This window comes from Nocardia yunnanensis (genome assembly GCF_003626895.1).
Classification (GTDB): Bacteria; Actinomycetota; Actinomycetes; order Mycobacteriales; family Mycobacteriaceae; genus Nocardia; species Nocardia yunnanensis.
The window spans coordinates 5,102,491-5,119,169 of sequence record NZ_CP032568.1; the positions used below are offsets into that span (position 1 = coordinate 5,102,491).

A 16,679-nucleotide genomic window follows, 5' to 3' on the forward strand; every position below is an offset into this window, starting at 1 on the left:
AAGTTGAGCATAGGTTCAACTTCATGCTAGCGTCGGCTCATAACTTGAACCCGTGCTCAACTTAGTGAGGCAGCCTCATGAGCAAGACCATCGCCATCTTCGGATTCGGCCCCGGACTGGGCATGGGCGTGGCCCGGCGCTTCGGCCGCGAGGGCTTTCGCATCGCGGTCATCGGACGCCACCCCGACAAGGCCGCCCAGCATGTCGCGGACCTGAAAGCCGAGGGCCTCGAGGCCGTCTCCTTCCAAGCCGACGTCACCGACCCGGTGCAGATCACCGACACGGTCGCCGCCATCGAGGCCACCCTCGGCCCGATCGACGTGGCCCTGCACGGCGCGGCCGCCGACATGTCCGTCCGCGCCCCCTCCACCCTGGCCGTGGACCTGCCGGATCTACGCCTGCCCATGGCATTGAAACTGCACTCCCCCATCCTCATGACCCGTGCCCTGCTGCCCGGCATGCTCGCGCGCGGCGCGGGCGCGCTGCTGTTCTCCTCGGGTTCGACGCCGCGGCTGGTGCATCCGTACCTGGCCAATGTCGGTGTCGCCCTGGCTGCTCAGCGCGCCTATGTGCTGCAGTTGGCCGCGGAGACACACGACACCGGTGTCCGCATCGCCTTGCTGAACATCGGTGTGCTGATCGGTGGCAGCCAGGCCGAGCGGGTGATCGACGAGCACCCCGAGCTGGTCCCGGCGGGGGTGAGCATGAGCATCCCTCGCATGACCAATACTGAACTGGGCGAACACTATTGGGACCTGTACACGCGCCGCGACACCGTGGAGCAGGATGTCGGGTTCGCCGCCTGAATTCGATTCCGGTCCCGGCTGATTCGTGGGATGTGTTGCGGGCGGCGCGAGTCATACGATAAGAACCTGACGAAACACGGTCCGGGGGGCTCCGGGCTCGTCCGTTCACAGGGTTCCGCTCAGCCGTAAAGGAATAACTCGACCATGTCCGGTCCGGTCGTCTTCACCAGCTACTACCACGACGAATCCAATGACGATGGATTCCAGTGGGAGTTCCGTTGCGATCGCTGCAGCACCTCCTACAAGTCCCCGTTCGAACAGAACTATTTCTCGCGCGGCCGCGGCGCGCTGCGGGTGCTGCGCGACCTGTTCGGCGATCAGGTCCGCGCCATCGACAAGATCTCCAATGCCGCGGAGAGCTATTCCAACCATTGGGGCGGCACGTCCTCGAGCACCAAAGACAAGGCCTTCGCCCGTGCGGTCGAGCAGGTGCGCAACGATTTCCGCGCCTGTGGCGGCTGCGGCCGGTGGGTCTGCCACGACGTGTGCTGGAACGAGCAGGTCGGCCAGTGCACCAACTGCTCACCGCAGGTGCAGCATCAGATCGCCCAGGCGCAGGCGGAGGCCCGCGGCTCCCAGATCCGCGACGCCGCCTACCGGCAGGACTGGGCCGCCCAGCACGATGTCGCCACTCCCGCCCGGGTTTCCTGCCCGACCTGCGGTTCGAACACCACCGGCGGCCGCTTCTGCGGCGCCTGCGGCAGCGCCCTGTCGCTGCAGTCGAACTGCCGCGGCTGCGGCCATCAGGTGCCGGTGGGTGCGGGGTTCTGCTCCAATTGCGGTCAGCCCCAATAGCTGTCAGCGAATCCCGGGCGTCGCCGGGTCGGCGCCGGCGCAGCCGAGAATGAAGCAGCCCGGCGGCCAACTGCCGAAGGGCGGATACAGCGGCTTGCCCAGGCACTGCGCCAGACCGCAGCCGGGGTAGGCCATCGGTCCCAGCCCGAGCGCGGCGAGGGTGGCGTCCGGGTTGACGAACATGGGGTCGGTCAGATCGGTGTCGGGCCGTTCGACATACGGCCCCGGATCGGGCAGCGCCGGGTCCCGGAACGCGCCGGTGAGCGCCCGCAGGAAGTCGTGCGGAAAGCTCACCGCGCCACCGGGAACGGTGACGCCGGTCCAGCTCACCAGCAGTCCGAGACTCGGCACGATGTAGTTGTCCTGGCGCAGCATGCCCGACATCTCGATGGCGTCCTTGGGCAGTCCGGGAAACAGGTCCTCGCAGTCCGGCCCGTTCACGGTGATCAGGAAGCCGTAGCAGGGGTTGACCCCGGCGGGGGTGGTGGCCTCGGTGAGGTAGTCGGTCGAGATCAGCCGGCGGCCTTGCCAATTGCCGCGATTGACCAGCAGCAGACCGAGCTTGACGTAGTCGTCGGGCGGCAGCACCAGGTGGGCGTGCCCGTAGGTGTTGCCGCTGCGATCGCGCGCCCACAGATAGTCGGTGGTTCGAATACCCAACGGGTCGAACAGTTTCCGTTGCGCGTACGCCTGGAAGTCCTCGCCGACGGCCTGCTGGATGACGTAGACGAGCAGATCCACGGCGCGCTGGCTGTACTGCCAGGTCTGGCCCTGCGGATGCAGGATCGGCATGGCCAGCGCCTGCGCCACCACATTCGGATCCAGCCGCACCAGCCCGGTGACGCCTTCCGACGCGATGGCGATCTCCATGCCGGAGGTCTCGGTGAGCAGGCTGCGCACGGTGATGGCGCGATGTTCGTCGTCCCCGAGCCCGGCGGGCAGATAGTTCCCGATCGGATCGTCCACGCGCAGTTTGTGTTCGTCGACGGCGACCCCGGCCACCATCGACACCACGCTCTTGGTGCCGCTCCACAGATTCCAGGCGACGCCGCCCATGTGCTGATTGTTGGGCCCGCCGCCGATCAGGCAGTTGTTGCGGTAGACCTGCACGGTGAACCGGGTCGGGTCGGAGGCGAAGTCCACCGCCCGCCGCAGCCCGGCCGAATCCACGCCCACCTCTTCGGGTGTCGCGGTCTCGGGGGTGCGGCCGTCGCTGACCGCGCACTGTCGCAGCCCGTCGGGAGCCGCGCTGCCGACCGGTCCAGCAATCAGCGCGACCGCGATCGCCATCGTGGCGACGATGAGACCTGTCACGATCCGCGCCATGGGCCCTCCGTTCCGACTGTCTGTCAGCTCATCGGAGGAGCGTTGCGCCCGTTATCCTTTCGTGACCCCGGACTTCTGGGGGCGGTAGTTTCGGGGGCGCGGTCAGCGGGCGTCGACCGTGGCGAACGAGGCCCAGACCAACGGCGAATGCTCGATCAGCCCGGTATCGCGCCAGGCCGCCAAATGGCCGCGCTGCCAGGCATTCAGGGCCAGCACCGGATCGTCGGACTCGTGTGCGGTGTCGATGGCGCAGACGGCTTCCTGGAACGGGTGCGTGTCCGGGGATGTCCCGGCGAACCGGTGGAAGGCCAGATCGGTGGGCAGCGGCCAGCGGCCGGCCGTGACCAGTTCGGCACCGCCGGTCAGCATGGCCGCGACCAAACCGAGTGGTTCGGCGAAGCGCAGATCTCCGCCGCTCTCACAGGCGATGAGGGCCACCCGGCTGGGCATGGGCCAGATCTCGGGTCCGGTTCGCGCGGGCCGGTTCTCGCCCGCGGGGTCCGCGGGCAGCGCATGCGTGCCCAGCAGCAGATCTCGCGCCGACAGCGGCCGGTGATCGCGATAGGCGGGCGCGCATCCTGGGCTGGCGGCGGTGCACGACAGGTGCAGGGTGGCCGATTCGCTGCGCCCGGATTCGGGGGCGGCGGCGGTGACGTGACCGACGTACAGCAGCCGCGCGGCCCCCGCGCGCAGGGCCTCGCCGAGCCAGGAGCGGTCGAGATCGGTGCGGCGGAACGCTTCCAGCGCGTCACCGACCGCCGGGGTCAGCCGCCCGGCCGCCGCGTGCGCCGCGACCAGCGCGGCCAGCGGGGCCGCCGCCTCCATCCGGCCCAGGACCGATCCCAGCGCGGAATCGGCCCGGAACCCCGGCACCCGTGGATCCAGGATGGCGACCACCGGGCCGCTGCGGGTATCCGTCCAGGCGCGTGCCACGCGGGCGGGCGCGTGCACGATGCCCGCGGGCGCGAGCACGCTGACCTCCGCGATCTCGACGAGCCGGACGTCGGGGTCGGGCGCGATGAGCTCCCAGGGCAATTGCGCGGTACGCGGCGAGGGTTGGACGCGAATATGCGGCCGGACGCCGCGGCTGTAGAGATCGTGCAGTTGAACGGCGAGGTTGTAGGGCAGAAACGTCGCCGAGAGGAACTGCGCCAGCTTGTTTTCCGCGTCCGGCATGGCGAGTTCGCCGGTGGTGAGCGCGGATTCGAGGCCGCCGGCGATTCCGGGCGCGGGCAGCGCGGCGGCGAACCGGCTCATGGCCGCCGCCACCTGGTCCTCGGGCACCACCCCGACCCCGCCGGGCGCGGTCTCGCCGACCCAGCGCCAGGTCAGGTACAGATCCCCGGCGTCGGCCATTCTGAGGTGGACGGCCGGGGTCATACGCTGATCACCCGGTCGGTGCGCAGCCGACGGCCGTAACGTTGTTCGGCGGCGTCCAACCAAACGTCCAGGGCCACATGCCCGTCCGGCGGCAAGGCGATACGGGCGGGCGGGGCGACCGGCAGACCCGCGCTCGCCGCCACGGCCGCCAGGGCGGTACCGAGCTGCAGGGCGTCCAGCAGCGGGGCGGCGGATTCCGAGGGCGGGTCGAAGGGCTCGAACAGATCCAGCGGCGCGGGCGGATCGGATGCCAACCTGCCGATATCCAATATCGTTCCCGCGCACTGGCTTTCGATGAGATCCGCGACCAGCCGGGCATCGCCGGCCAGATAGGAATAGCGGAAGGCCAGCCGCAGTGCGGGATCCACGATGCGGCGGTTCCAGGTGTCGCGTTGCGCGCCGTCGGGCAGTTCGTAGCGCACCGCGTCCAGTGCGAGCGCCGCCGGCACCGCGAGATCCACCGCCCGCGCGAGCAACCCGGGCACCTGGGCGACGAGCGGCTCCAGCAGCCCGGCATGCCAGTAGTCGAGCTGGGCGCAGTGCAGGCCGAGCCCGCGGACGGCGTAGGTGGCGCGAGCGGCGGCCAGTTCGGCCTCACCCTCCTCGTAGCGGCCGGCGGCGAAGGCCGTGGCGGCCAGTCGCAGCCGCACGTCCGCGGCGTCGATCACGGCCCGGGACTCCTCGAACCGGTGCAGCGCCGCGCGATACCGGGCCTGGGCCAGGTCGGCTTGCCCGCGCTGTTCGGCGATGAACCCCATGACCTTCAACCCGATCCCGGCCCGATGCGCCACCCCGACGGCATCGAAATGCTCCTGCGCGGCCGCCAGCAGCGGCTCGGCATCGTCGAAACATCCTGTGCGCGTGTACATCAGCGCGAGGTTCTGCCGTGTCTCGGCGACCCCGGCGCTGTCCGCGACGGCTTCGAAAGCGGCCAGCGCCTGCCCGGCGAAATCCTGGGCCAGCTCCCACCGGCCGGTCTCGAAATGCGCAGCGGCCAGGTTCATCAGCGGATGTCCCGCGCGCTCCGGCCCGAAGCGGCGCGCCGCGGCGAGTGACTCGCCCGCCAGATCCAGTGCGCGCCACCACTGTTGCCGATGCAGGGCCACCGCCGTCGACGACACCAGGCACGCCAGCCGCAGATCTCCCGGTGCGTCCTTCCCGTCCAGCGCCGCCCGCGCCCGCTCCAGCGCGGCCTGCGCTCCGTCCAGATCACCCAGGTTCTGCAGGGCCTGCGAGAGCCCGATCAGCGCGCCCGGGTACATGCGCGGCGCATCGGACCGCATGCGCGCCAACGCTTCCCGGAACCGTTCGGCCGCTCCGGCGTGGTCGCCCAGCTGGTCCATCACGACCGCGACGTCGACCAGCGCGCACAGACGGTAATCCCCGTCCTCCACCTCGACGGCCCGCTCGAAGATCCGCAGTGCCTCCCACAGTTCGCCCCGTGCCATCGCTTCGGCTCCCGTGCGCAACAGTGGACTCTCGACCCCGGATTCCTCGTCCGGCGGACCGCCCCCGGCGCGCTGAGCTGCCATGCTAGAAGTCCGAATCCTCGGCCGCGGCGGCGATTTCGGCCAGCAGCGGTGGAAAGCGGGATTCGGCGGCCGGGTCCAGGGCGTGCCGCAGCCGGGCGGCCGCGAAGTCCCGCACGCGAGCACGCAGCGCGGCCTCGGCCGAATCGGCGTCCGCGAGCGGCTGCGCGGTGTCGGGAATCGGACCGAAGCCGGGCACGTGGATGGCGATGCGCAGCGTGGAATCCGCTGCGGACAGCGTGGATTCGCCGACCCAGGCGTCGTGGGCGGGACGCAGCGCGGTATCGAATTCACCGCGGCCGGTATCGACGCGGGCCCAGGGGCGCAGGTGGTCCGGAATGTCGGCGACCCGGTCCGGGTGGGCCGCCACCGCGATGGCCACGGTGGTGGCGGCCGAGTCGCGGACGAGCTGCCAGGACACGGCCGATTCGGAGGCGTCCACCAGGCCGGGCGGGCAGCGCCGCCAATCCCAGCCGGCGGTCCCGCGTGCCAGCACGAGTGCGCCGGCGGCCTGGGGTTCGTCACCGGCCGCCAACGCGTAATCCGAAGCACGCAAGCCGCTTACGCGGAGCACGGGAGCGGCCGGCACGACCGCGTCCGGGCCGTCCACCAGGGCGTCGCACTCCTCGGTGAGGGCCGCGATATCGCGATCCAGCAGCGCCGGATCCAGGGCGGCGATGCCATCCAGGACGGACGCGGGCCACCAGCGCGAAGCCCAGTGCGCGTACGCCAGCCGCTGAGCGGCCGCCGCGAGCACGGACAGCCCCGATTCCGCCACCGGCACAGTCGTTTCCGGCGCATCGTCCCGGCCGAAATCGTCCAGGGCGACGGCGACCGATTCGCCGTAGACGGCCCAGACCCACTCCTGCGCGGAATCGACATCATCGATCGACGCGGCCGGAAGCGCCGGTCCGGCAAGCACATTCCAGATCAGATGGCCGCCGATCGCCTCGAGCACCATGGTGTCGGGCCCCGGCGCCGCCGTCAGCGCTCCGGACGCCGGAACGATTCCGTACAGCCCGTCGGCATACCGCTGGATGGTGACTGCCGAGTTCGTCATCCCGCCCTCGATTCCCGATCGTCGGGTTCGGCCAGCGTGTTCGCGGCCAGCGCCCGCTTGACTCGCATCCGATGGTCCAGAATCACCGACCGCGCCACCCCGTCGAGCAGATCCCAAAGCTCGTCGGCGGCGTACACGGGCGTCTCCCGCACATCCCGGCCGTGCAGCCGCGCCCACAGCCTGCGCAGGTACGGACGGCACGGCACGCGCAGATCCGCCGCGACCGCCCCCAGCGGACCGGCCACCGCATCCACCCGCACCGTCATCCGCCGCGCCTGCAGCACATACGCTTCCCGCTGCCAGCGCGCATTGATCAATCGCGCCGCGACCCCGACGGGCGCCACCGAACGCTCCAGATGCGTTGCGGCGCCGAGCAATCCCACCGCCCCATCGGTGCGGGTGGCGACGCCGCCCGCCGGTTCGCTTGCGCCCAGCTGGCCCAGGGCGATATCCACCGGTTCGGCATCGGGCGCACCAGCCCCCGCCAGGGTGAGGGCCGGTTCGGGCACAGCCGGCACGCCACCGTGGTCCCGGGCTCGCGGATCCCCCAGCGGGCGGAGGTCCACCGCCAGTGCGGCTCCCGCGGCGGCGGCCGCCCGCAACGACTCGTCCAGGAGCGCCCAGGGCGAGCAGGCGCGGGCGATCTCGGCCTCGACGAGGTCCGCGATCGGCGGCAGGTCCGCGCGCTCGCTGGAGGCTTGCAGGACGGTGAACACGCGTTCGTGGATGGTGCGATCGAAGGGCAGGCCCAGGGTGGCGGTGGAGGCCGAGACGCCGACGCGCGGCGGCTGCGGCAGCGGATGCAGGGTCAGACCGAGCTCACAGGCCGCGACCTCCGATCCGGCGGGCGGGAGGCCGGGTTCGCCGATCCCGGGCTCGGCCTGCCACAGCTGAATTCCGGTGTGCGTTCCCACCGAGGCGGCGATCACCGCGTCCAGGTCCACCTCGGCGGCCGCACCGAATCGCGTTGCGGCACAACCCTCCAGGAGTTCCGCCAGCACCGCCGTATGGTCGGGGACCGCGGTGAGCGGACGTCGCCGCCAGGCGGTGTGGATGAGTTCGGTCAGCTCGTCGGCGCGGCCGGGCTCGGCGAGATAGTCCTTGAGGGCCTGGGTGGTGCGGCCCGCGCTGAGGCCGTGGATCGCGCGCAGCGCGGTCTCGGCGGCGGCCCGATCGCGGACCGCGTCCGGCAGGCCGTTGACCGTGGCCAGTTCGAAGCAGCGCTGAAAGTACAGGTCCTGGGCATTGCCCTCGGTGATGCGCAGCGCCCGGCGGGTCTGTTTGAGCAGGGTGAACCAGGCGGCGGCGGCGCGCAGGACATCGGCGGCGGCGTGCACGCGCGCCGCGAGCAGCACCGCGCCGTCGGCGGTGAGCATGGCGCCCGCGCACTGCGGATGCTGCACCGGCCGGATCACCAGCGGATCCAGGATGAGCTTGACGGTGCGCCGCAGCGGCCCGCCGTGTGGGCCGCTCAAGGGTTCGACACCGTCGAGGCGGCGCCACACCTCGTCCAGCACCATGGCCCGCGGTCGTCGCATTCGCCCAGGTTATCCCAGTCGCGGGGCCTCGCGCGCGCCGGAAGTTGGGATCGGTAGGCGGCGTCGGCTTCCTACCGTTCTGGCATCGGTTCCACCCCGGAGCCAGCATCACGAGAACGAGGAAAGACCATGAACAGCAAGCCGATCCGCCTGACCACCGCGGTCCTCGCCGCCACCGCCGCGACCGCCCTGCTGGTCACCGGCTGCAGCAGCAGCAACGACAACAATGCCAAGTCGACGACCACGGCCGCGACCGCCACCTCCGCCGCGAGCTCCGCGGCGCCGGGCACCACGGCGGCTCCCGCCGGCGGCAATTCGTCGGTGTCGGTCGACGGCAAGGCGATCACCGCCAAGTTCGACACCAACTGCGCCAAGCAGGGCGGCAATCTGGCGCTCGCGCTGTCGGATCAGGGCAACGCCACCTACGGCACCCTCACCGCCAGCGCCACCATCACCGGCGACAACACCGTGCAGGCCGTCGGTATCGCGGGCACCAAGGGCGGCAGCAACGGCGCGCCGTACGCGCTGGGCTTCGGCAACGGCATGCCGGGCGGCAGCGCGACGGTCACCAAGAGCGGCAACACCTACACCGTCTCCGGCGAGGGCGTCGGCGGCGTGGACATGAGCAACCCGATGGCCGGTCCGAAGAACGAGAAGTTCGAGATCGTCTTCGCCTGCTCCACCGTCGTCGGCGGCTGACCCGCAGCAACCCCTGTTCCACCCCGCTCGTGCCATCGGGCATGAGCGGGCCCGACCCTCACGTCTGGATCACGAAAGCACATGAAGAACCAAATCCGCATCGCCGCACTCGTTTTCGGCGTTCTGGCCGTCGGCTACTACCTCTGGCACGGCCTCACCTCCCACGATGTGTTCGGCTGGGTCGGCCCGCAGATGGCGCTGCCGATCATCGCCCTGACCATCGTCCCCATCGTCTTCGCCTTCAGCGGTGACGGCATCATGTCCGCGCTCACCGGCGCCAACAGCTCCCAGTTTCGCAACGGCCTGGTCGGTCTGGGCACGGTCGAGGGGGTCCGCCAGACCGGCGTCTACCTCAACGAACAGCCGCAGGTGCGCATCGACTTCCGGGTCGAGGGTTCCGACGGCAAGGTCTTCCCCTCACACGCCAAGATGATCGTGCCGCTGACCCAGCTGGCGCTGCTGCGCCCCGGCGTGGTGCTGCCGGTCCGCTACCTGCCCGGCAAGCTCGACCGCGTGGAGGTGGACCTGTCCGGCGACACCACCGCGGCGCAGGATGCCATGAACGCGGCCATGATTCGCAAGGGCTTCACCACCCCGGCCAAGCTCGATATCGCCCGGCGCGGCATCGCGGCCCAGGCCGTGGTCCGCTCCCTGAGCGTCCCCGGCGAGATCCGTGACGGCCACACCCGCCTGGATCTGGTGCTGGTGGTCACCCGCCCCGACGGCACCACCTTCGAGACGCGCACCGAGAAGTTCCTCGCCCCCGCCATGGTGTCGCTGGTCCAGGTCGGCCGCATCGTGGGCGTGCACTACCTGCCCGAGAACGAACAGGAGGTGGTGCTCTCGCTGCCGGTCAACACCGCGAACTGATCATGATCTCGGAAAATCACAGAGCCGCAGGCGGATTCGCCGGCGGCTCTTCGTCATGCGAACACGTACTGCACTTGATCGAACACCTCCTCGAACCCGATCGCACGATAGATCTTGTTCGAGGTCGGATTTCCGAGATCGGTGTAGAGACAGACATCCAGGCCCGCGGTGCGCAACCTGCCCGAGACATGCGCGACCAACGCGGAAGCGTAACCGCGGCCGCGGGTTTCGGGCGGCGTGTACACAGGCCCGATGCGCGACCAGCCGCGCACCGCCGCCTGATGCGCGGTCAAGCTCACCGGGCGACCGCCGTCCTCCCACAGCCACCAACGTCCGGCGCCGAGGCGCCCGCGCAACCCCGCGTCGTCGAGTGCGAGCGGGACTCCCTCCAGTTCGGCGGCCATGGCGGCATTCCACCGGGCGCAGAGTTCGAGATCGGCCAGGGTCGCCTGTCGTGGTCCGCCGGGTGCGGTGGGCGTTCGCAAGGCGCCGAGGCGGTAGAGGCGTTCGACTCGGCCGGCGCGATAGCTCGTGGTGTGCCGCTCACTCCACACCCGCGCGAACTCGGCGGCCGCGGAGGCGTCGCCGTGCACGTCGTCGATCTCGGGCAGGAGTTCGCTGAATCGAGCGACCAGTTCTGGTACCGCGGGTTCGGGCAGGTCACCGAGCCACACGCCGCGGCCCGCCGTGCGCATGGCCACCCCGACCACCTCGTTCTCGTGCGCGGAGGCGAAGAACGAGGGTTGCTCGGGGATGGTGAGCCCGCTGATCTCGTTGTCCAGGATGGTGCACAGCACGCTGTGCCGCAAAGGATCCCGATCCAGGAACGCACCCGCACGCGCCTGGAACTCGACCGGATCGCTGGTGATCTCTATCCGCATTTCTCCCCCACCGTATAGACCTTCGAACGTACCGCGACTCGGCGATCACGGTGGGCTTGCCCAGTGGTCACAAAATTCGCAAAACGCCGAATAGGTTCGGTCGACAGTGGTACTCCTGAAATAGCTACATGGTTGCCTTTCACTCGCGATAGCACTTCTACCAGCAGCGGAAGAAGGAGCGATGATCGTCAGACGATTGACAGCAGCCGCTGTTCTAGCGGCCGCGGCGACAGTGATCACGGCTGGTGTGGCCTACGCGGATCCGCTCGATGTCGAGCCCGCGCCCAGTGTCACGGCACCCAATACGGCACCGGTCGACGACCCGGATGTGGTGATGCATCAGTGCAACGCCATTATTGGAGCGCTCGTCGGTGGCGTGATCGGCGGTTCCCTCAGCGCGTTCCCGGGCGCCGCGATCGGCGCGGGCATCGGCGCGCTGGTCGGCTGGTCCCAGCTCACCCCACCCGGCCCGCCATTGGCCTGCTGGACCCCCACGCCGCCCCCGGCCTGACGGGTGGCATAGCAGGCTAGTTCGCCACGCCGACCCGGAATCCGGTTGGCGTGGCGCCGGTCTGGGCGCGAAAGAACTTGGTGAAGTTGGCCGGATCCTCGAATCCCAGCCGCCGGGCGCATTCCGCGGTCGTGACCGACTCGTGAGCCAGCACTCGCTTGGCCTCGAGCGCCACCCGCGCGTTGAGATACTGCTTGGCGGTGGCACCGGTCGCGGCATGCACCGCTCGTGAGAGCGTGCGCGGTGAATAGCCGAGTTGTGCCGCGTACCAGGCGACTTCGCGGGTCTCGCCGTGATACCGCTCGACCAGCCGCGCGAACCGGTCGAACAGATCGGTGGGGCCGGGCGGTGGCGGCAGCCCCGCGGCGAGCCGGAGCGCGAGCACGCCCAGCAGCTGGCGCAGAATCACCGGATCCGGTGGCTCGGCGCGATATTCGCCGCCGAGGTGGTCGAAGGCCATGTCGGTCAACAGATTCCCCGCCGACACCGGCGGCGTGGCGGGCGACGGCAGATGGCCGAGCGCTCCGGTCGGCATGAGTTCCGTCCGGCACAGCACGACCGAGCCGCTCACCTGCGCGATGTCGTCCCAGCGGTGCGTCCAGCCCGGCCGGATCCAGACCACCGTCCCGGCGGACAGCGGGTGCACCGCGAAATCGACCACGACGGAACCGGTTCCGCCGGTACAGCGCGCGAGCACATGAAAGTCGCCGCGGACCACCTCCCGGCCGGCGACCGGCATGGGGCGCAGCTGAGCGAAGTCGAGCAGCTCGAGTCCGGTAGCCCACCCGGGCCCGGTCGCATACCGCAGCGTTCGAATCGATTGTCCATTTTTGACCATGAGCGGTCTCGAATCTACCTGGCTGCGACGGGTTTGGCGGCCATACCGTGCAGGCATGACGAAAATCGCCGTAGCGGGCGGATGCCTGCCGATTCACCTGTCCGACGGGGACTCCGATGCCCCGCTGCTGCTCTTCCTGCACTACTGGGGCGGATCGCACCGCACCTTCGCGCCGTTGATCGACCATCTTGGATATCCGGGCCGGATTGTCACTTATGACCATCGTGGGTGGGGCGAATCCCGCACGCTGCCCGGCCCGTACGACATCGCACAGCTGGCCGACGACGCACAGCGCGTGCTCGACACGCTGGCGCCGGCCCGCTTCGTGCTGGTCGGGCATTCGATGGGCGGCAAGGTCGCACAGCTGCTGGCGGCGCGCCGCTCGCCCGGCCTGGCCGGGGTGGCGCTCGTTGCCCCGGCGCCACCGCATCCGGTGGTGACCGCCGAACAGCAAGCGATGCTGGTGCACGCCTACGACGATGCGGAGTCTGTGGCCGGGTCGCTCACGAAGGCGCTCACCCACCGCCCCTTGCCGGATGATCTGCGCGAGCAGGTGATTCAGGACAGCTTGGCCGGATCGCCGGCCGCGCACGCGGCCTGGGCGCTGGATTCGATCGCCCGCGACATCACCGCGACCGCATCCCGGATCGAGGCGCCCGTCGTGGTGCTGGCGGGCGAGCACGATCGGGTCGAGCCGCCCGCCGTGCTCTCGCGACACCTGCTCCCCCACCTGCCCACCGCCACCCTGCGGATCGTTCCGGGCACGGGACATCTTTCGCCGCTGGAGGATCCGCGCGGCCTGGCCGAGCACCTCGATACCGCGTTGGCGGAGATCATGTCGCCCGTGCCCCGGCGAATTCGATGGCGGCGACCATGGCGTGCGCCAGCTGCTCGGGGTCGTCGCCGCCGAGGCTCGACTGCGCCAGTGCGCCTTCGCGCCACAGGGTGGCGAAGCCGTGCACCAGCGACCAGGCGGCGAGCGCGGCGGCGGGCGCGGCATCGTCCGAGAGGCCCATTCCCAGGACCCCGGAATGCAATTCGCCGCCCGAGCGCGCCCGGGCGGCGATCAGCTCCGCGTCGTCGGTGCGCAGCAGATCGTGCCGGTACATGACATCGAAGTGGCCCGGATGGGTGCGGGCGAATCGGATATAGGCCACCGCGACCGCGCGGAAATCACCGGCGGCAGCGCGCAATTCGGCATCGAGCAGCTCGAAGCCCTGGATGGCCAGCGCGGTCAGCAGCCCGCCGCGCTGGTCACCGTCACCGGATTGCTCGAATTGGCCGGGGCCGCGGGACTTCTCGTGCCGTGGGCGGCGCCGTTGGCCGCGATCTGCCTGGCGGTGATGCTGGTGCTGCTGTTCCCGACCAATGTGCGCGGCCCGCGAGAATCTGGGCGTCAAGACGATGCCGCTGCCCCTGCGTGGCCTGGTCCAGGTGGTCTTCCTCGCCGCCTGCGTGGTAGCGGCTCTCTGAAATACCTTGCAGCCCGGTCTATTTGATCGCGACCGGGCTGATCGGGGTGCCGACCGCGCCGGGGATGCGCAGCGCCGGCGCGCACAGCAGGAAGTCGTAGACCCGGTCCTCGGCACAGTCGCGGCCCAGCGCCTCGAGGTCCCAGATCTCGCCGAGCGGCAACCCCATGTCGCGCAGGGTGAGCATGTGCAGCGGCAGCATCACCCCGTCCTCGGGCCGCATCACCTCCACGGCCGGATTGTCCAGGGCCACCGCGGCGATCTCGTGCTCGTGCAGCCATTCCGCGCAGCGCCAGCTCAATCCCGGACTGCCGCTGAACCATTCGGACTGTCGGCGGGTCTCCAGGAAGCGAGTCCACCAGCCGGTGCGGATCACCAGAATGTCGCCGGGCCGCAACTCCACGCCCTGCGCCGCGATCACCGCGTCCAGATCGTGCGGTCCGACGACCGTCCCCGCCGCGAGCCGGTCGACCCCGTGGTGCCGGGCCACATCCAGCAGTACCCCGCGCCCCACCACACCGCCGCGCTCGGCGACCTGTTCGATACCGAGCCGGGTCGCGCCGAGACTGGTCACCGACGCGGCTGGATAGCCGTTGTACAGCAGCCCGTCGTAGTACACGTGCGAGAGCGCGTCCCACTGGGTGGCTGCCTGCAGCGGCATCATCACGTAGTCGTCGTTGAATCGCATGGGCCCCCGCGCGTACATGCCCGCGACCTGCGCCTCCTGCGGGCCGCCCCAGCCGGCGAGCTGGGCCGCGAGCTCGGCGTCGCCGCCGTCGATGGCCATGAGGTGAACCGGGTTGCGCCGCATGCCGCCGGCGCTCTGCGGCCCGTAGGCGTCGAACGGTATGCCGAGCTGGATGGCGCGGCCCCGGACCGCGCGCGTGGCGGCGTACGCGATGCGCTCGGGCGTCAGCAGATTCAGCGTCCCGAGCTGGTCGTCGTCACCCCAGCGGCCCCAGTTGCGGACGCGTTCACCGGCTTTGCGCCATTCTTCGGTCACGGACGCCTCCACTCCGACGGGTCGGTTCGATCTTTACCGCCCGCGGCCCGGCCTGTCGAGAGTCAGTCCCGGTCGGTCTGGTTGCCTGGGCGCTCTGGTTGGATGGGCACGGTGACCAGCGTTCCCTTCCGACTCATCGGTGACCTGCGGATGGACCGGGTGATGCCGGCCTGGGCCGAGCACTATCCGCGCTACGACACGGTCGTCGGCTACTCGGACCTCGGTCACGCCTTCCTGATGAGCAGCCGCACCGGCGAATACGGCATCCTCGACCCATACAGCCCGGGCGTCAAGGACTACGGGTCCTACACCGAGGTCACCGAGTTCGTCAGCGAGGTGCTGTTCGACCCGAACGTCATCACCTACGTCCTGCAACCACAGCACGTCGCCGAGATTCGCAAACGACTCGGCCCCCTGGCCGCCGACGAGGTCTACATCGCCACCCCATACCCGTTCCTCGGCGGCTCCGAGGCGCCCGACGCGTACCAGAAGGGCGGCGTCTGGGTGTTCTTCGACCTGGTGGCACAGGCCCAGGACTTCGAATGAACGCGGAACCGACCCTCGAATACTTCAACGAGTTGGCCCGCGCCGAGGACTACCGGACCATCCCCGAGCTGACCGACATGGTGCTCGACCCGACCCGACCCTGCCCGAACAGATCCGAATCCGGGCCTCCAACGTGGTCACCGGTTTCGACGACACCACCACCAGTGAACTACACCGAACCTGGTGGGCCACCGGCGATCCCGTGATCATGCGACACGCCCTGGGCCTGATGACCCGCGCCGAGGCCGACATCGTGATCGCGGTGGCGAGCGACGACCGACATCCCTTGCAGGCCAGGGCGATCGAGAGCATGGGCTTCGGCTTCGACGAGGCCGAATTCGTCCCGGTGCTGGTACACGCCTTCACGCACCCCGACCCAGCCGTACGCAAGGCCGCCGCGGCGGCCGCGTTCTGGTTCGAGCCGGTCGCGGCGGAGGATGGGCTGCTGGCCGCCGCCCACGACGACGCGTTCGAAGTGGCCCTGGAAGCGCTCGACACGCTGCGGTACTACCCCACGCAACGTGTGCTGCGCGCGGTCGCGGATTTGCGGGCACACCCGGACGAGCGGATTCGAGCGGCGGCCACCACGACCTTCGACGAGCTGCGCGAGACCTTCGAAGAAGAGGTTGTCGAGGGCAACCCGAAAACTGTTGCGCTGCTGCGTGAATGGATGCTGCCAGTGCGTGATCTGGTGGGCTGGCCGGACGAGATCTCGCCGTACGAGCAGCTGCCGCTCAGTGCCCGATACTCCCGCCGCGAGGCGGTGACCGAAGCCGAACTGCTGGCGCTCCTGGACAACCCTGAAGTCGATCGACACGAGCTCGATCCGGGACTGCGGGGCCTCGATTGGTCGGGATACGCACCCGACGCTCGGGCTCGCGCGACCGCGCGACTGGTGGGGCATCCGAATCCATTGTTTCGCGAGATCGGCTGTGCCGCACTGGCGGACTGGCAATGCACCGGTGAGCTGATACGGCTGGTGGCCGACCCCAGCTTCACGGTACGCAAGTCCGCCATGTACTCGTTGTCGCTGCTGGCTCCCGACCCGGCCGTCGCCGATGTGGCGTGGAGGTACCTGGCGATGGCGACCGGAACGATGGCGCAGGAAGCCGTGCGCACGTATACGACGCATGCGGGTCCCGCGGCCGTCGACCAGCTCGTCGAGTTGGCTCGCCATGACCGCCGGGAAAGTGTGCGGTCCGAAGCCATCGACTGCTTGGGGAAACTCCATGCCGTCGAGGCGATTTCGGGGCTGGCGGATCTGCTGACCGAGCCGCCGGGGGTGAGCTGGTCGGTGCACAATGGGCTGCTTTGGGACTTCGAGCGACTCGGTCTCACTGTTCCGATTCCTCCCGGTCTGGCGGCTGTCGACAATCTGCACGTGCAGAGCGGGCTGTGTGGGCTCGTGGCACGCCAATCGTGATC

General features: G+C 69.8%; 17 protein-coding genes and 1 pseudogene. 9 read left to right on the top strand and 9 right to left on the bottom strand.

Annotation, left to right across the window (positions count from 1 at the left end):
• The first annotated feature begins 77 nt into the window (after window positions 1–77).
• Window positions 78–806: an SDR family NAD(P)-dependent oxidoreductase gene (locus D7D52_RS23940; RefSeq protein ID WP_120739826.1), complete on the top strand. Its 729-nt coding sequence runs from the start codon at window positions 78–80 to the stop codon at window positions 804–806.
• Between the two features lie 144 nt (window positions 807–950).
• Complete coding sequence (locus D7D52_RS23945) at window positions 951–1,601, top strand: double zinc ribbon domain-containing protein (RefSeq protein WP_120739828.1); 651 nt, start codon at window positions 951–953, stop codon at window positions 1,599–1,601.
• Window positions 1,602–1,604: 3 nt separating this feature from the next.
• Here the strand turns inward: D7D52_RS23945 and D7D52_RS23950 are convergent, their stop codons facing one another.
• The 5 genes from D7D52_RS23950 to D7D52_RS39365 all read right to left on the bottom strand — a co-directional run bounded on the left by D7D52_RS23950 (window position 1,605) and on the right by D7D52_RS39365 (window position 8,416).
• Window positions 1,605–2,927, bottom strand: a complete 1,323-nt coding sequence (locus D7D52_RS23950; RefSeq protein ID WP_120739830.1) for a serine hydrolase domain-containing protein — start codon at window positions 2,925–2,927, stop codon at window positions 1,605–1,607.
• Window positions 2,928–3,029: 102 nt separating this feature from the next.
• Window positions 3,030–4,307 carry a CHAT domain-containing protein gene (locus D7D52_RS23955; protein WP_120739832.1) on the bottom strand — a complete coding sequence of 426 codons (1,278 nt, stop codon included), beginning with the start codon at window positions 4,305–4,307 and terminating at the stop codon, window positions 3,030–3,032.
• On the bottom strand, window positions 4,304–5,839 hold the full coding sequence (locus tag D7D52_RS23960) for a tetratricopeptide repeat protein (RefSeq protein ID WP_120739834.1): 1,536 nt from the start codon (window positions 5,837–5,839) through the stop codon (window positions 4,304–4,306). Before D7D52_RS23960 ends, D7D52_RS23955 begins: the two co-directional genes overlap by 4 nt.
• 1 nt (window position 5,840) lies before the next feature.
• Complete coding sequence (locus D7D52_RS23965; protein ID WP_120739836.1) at window positions 5,841–6,896, bottom strand: hypothetical protein; 1,056 nt, start codon at window positions 6,894–6,896, stop codon at window positions 5,841–5,843.
• A complete protein-coding gene (locus tag D7D52_RS39365; RefSeq protein WP_246024051.1) occupies window positions 6,893–8,416 on the bottom strand; it encodes a hypothetical protein in 1,524 nt (507 codons plus the stop codon). Before D7D52_RS39365 ends, D7D52_RS23965 begins: the two co-directional genes overlap by 4 nt.
• 147 nt (window positions 8,417–8,563) lie before the next feature.
• On the opposite strand from D7D52_RS39365, the gene D7D52_RS23980 reads away from it, so the two are divergent.
• Both D7D52_RS23980 and D7D52_RS23985 read left to right on the top strand, forming a co-directional pair.
• A complete protein-coding gene (locus tag D7D52_RS23980; protein WP_120739838.1) occupies window positions 8,564–9,133 on the top strand; it encodes a lipoprotein LpqH in 570 nt (189 codons plus the stop codon).
• An 81-nt stretch (window positions 9,134–9,214) separates the two neighbouring features.
• The gene (locus D7D52_RS23985) at window positions 9,215–10,003 is read left to right on the top strand and encodes a hypothetical protein (RefSeq protein ID WP_120739840.1); all 789 of its coding nucleotides are present in this window, start codon (window positions 9,215–9,217) and stop codon (window positions 10,001–10,003) included.
• Between the two features lie 53 nt (window positions 10,004–10,056).
• On the opposite strand, the gene D7D52_RS23990 is transcribed toward D7D52_RS23985, so the two are convergent.
• The gene (locus D7D52_RS23990; protein WP_120739842.1) at window positions 10,057–10,884 is read right to left on the bottom strand and encodes a GNAT family N-acetyltransferase; all 828 of its coding nucleotides are present in this window, start codon (window positions 10,882–10,884) and stop codon (window positions 10,057–10,059) included.
• 196 nt (window positions 10,885–11,080) lie between these two features.
• On the opposite strand from D7D52_RS23990, the gene D7D52_RS23995 reads away from it, so the two are divergent.
• Complete coding sequence (locus D7D52_RS23995) at window positions 11,081–11,395, top strand: hypothetical protein (RefSeq protein WP_162958505.1); 315 nt, start codon at window positions 11,081–11,083, stop codon at window positions 11,393–11,395.
• Window positions 11,396–11,411: 16 nt separating this feature from the next.
• Here D7D52_RS23995 and D7D52_RS24000 read toward each other — a convergent pair whose 3' ends face one another.
• Window positions 11,412–12,233 carry a helix-turn-helix domain-containing protein gene (locus D7D52_RS24000; RefSeq protein ID WP_120739846.1) on the bottom strand — a complete coding sequence of 274 codons (822 nt, stop codon included), beginning with the start codon at window positions 12,231–12,233 and terminating at the stop codon, window positions 11,412–11,414.
• A gap of 55 nt (window positions 12,234–12,288) precedes the next feature.
• On the opposite strand from D7D52_RS24000, the pseudogene D7D52_RS40405 reads away from it, so the two are divergent.
• Window positions 12,289–13,029 (top strand): annotated as a pseudogene (locus D7D52_RS40405) (alpha/beta fold hydrolase); the annotation flags it as partial.
• 37 nt (window positions 13,030–13,066) lie between these two features.
• On the opposite strand, the gene D7D52_RS39370 reads toward D7D52_RS40405, so the two are convergent.
• Window positions 13,067–13,603: a TetR-like C-terminal domain-containing protein gene (locus D7D52_RS39370; protein WP_246024052.1), complete on the bottom strand. Its 537-nt coding sequence runs from the start codon at window positions 13,601–13,603 to the stop codon at window positions 13,067–13,069.
• On the opposite strand from D7D52_RS39370, the gene D7D52_RS39375 reads away from it, so the two are divergent.
• Entirely contained in the window at window positions 13,511–13,732 is a 222-nt protein-coding gene (locus tag D7D52_RS39375) for a hypothetical protein (RefSeq protein ID WP_246023252.1), read from the top strand. The genes D7D52_RS39370 and D7D52_RS39375 overlap by 93 nt on opposite strands.
• Here the strand turns inward: D7D52_RS39375 and D7D52_RS24020 are convergent.
• Window positions 13,725–14,708 carry a cyclase family protein gene (locus tag D7D52_RS24020; protein WP_246023253.1) on the bottom strand — a complete coding sequence of 328 codons (984 nt, stop codon included), beginning with the start codon at window positions 14,706–14,708 and terminating at the stop codon, window positions 13,725–13,727. The genes D7D52_RS39375 and D7D52_RS24020 overlap by 8 nt on opposite strands.
• 111 nt (window positions 14,709–14,819) lie before the next feature.
• On the opposite strand from D7D52_RS24020, the gene D7D52_RS24025 reads away from it, so the two are divergent.
• Window positions 14,820–15,254 (top strand): T6SS immunity protein Tdi1 domain-containing protein, encoded by a 435-nt coding sequence (locus tag D7D52_RS24025; protein ID WP_162958507.1) that lies wholly within the window; start codon window positions 14,820–14,822, stop codon window positions 15,252–15,254.
• A gap of 133 nt (window positions 15,255–15,387) precedes the next feature.
• A complete protein-coding gene (locus tag D7D52_RS24030) occupies window positions 15,388–16,677 on the top strand; it encodes a HEAT repeat domain-containing protein (RefSeq protein WP_120739852.1) in 1,290 nt (429 codons plus the stop codon).
• The last annotated feature ends 2 nt before the right edge of the window (window positions 16,678–16,679 follow it).

Coding starts and splice junctions, on each gene's coding strand:
- D7D52_RS23960 (WP_120739834.1), bottom strand. CDS start 5,839: ATGGCAGCTCAGCGCGCCGGGGGCGGTCCGCCGGACGAGGAATCCGGG.
- D7D52_RS23945 (WP_120739828.1), top strand. CDS start 951: ATGTCCGGTCCGGTCGTCTTCACCAGCTACTACCACGACGAATCCAAT.
- D7D52_RS23940 (WP_120739826.1), top strand. CDS start 78: ATGAGCAAGACCATCGCCATCTTCGGATTCGGCCCCGGACTGGGCATG.
- D7D52_RS23955 (WP_120739832.1), bottom strand. CDS start 4,307: ATGACCCCGGCCGTCCACCTCAGAATGGCCGACGCCGGGGATCTGTAC.
- D7D52_RS23985 (WP_120739840.1), top strand. CDS start 9,215: ATGAAGAACCAAATCCGCATCGCCGCACTCGTTTTCGGCGTTCTGGCC.
- D7D52_RS23980 (WP_120739838.1), top strand. CDS start 8,564: ATGAACAGCAAGCCGATCCGCCTGACCACCGCGGTCCTCGCCGCCACC.
- D7D52_RS39365 (WP_246024051.1), bottom strand. CDS start 8,416: ATGGTGCTGGACGAGGTGTGGCGCCGCCTCGACGGTGTCGAACCCTTG.
- D7D52_RS23965 (WP_120739836.1), bottom strand. CDS start 6,896: ATGACGAACTCGGCAGTCACCATCCAGCGGTATGCCGACGGGCTGTAC.
- D7D52_RS24000 (WP_120739846.1), bottom strand. CDS start 12,233: ATGGTCAAAAATGGACAATCGATTCGAACGCTGCGGTATGCGACCGGG.
- D7D52_RS23990 (WP_120739842.1), bottom strand. CDS start 10,884: ATGCGGATAGAGATCACCAGCGATCCGGTCGAGTTCCAGGCGCGTGCG.
- D7D52_RS23950 (WP_120739830.1), bottom strand. CDS start 2,927: ATGGCGCGGATCGTGACAGGTCTCATCGTCGCCACGATGGCGATCGCG.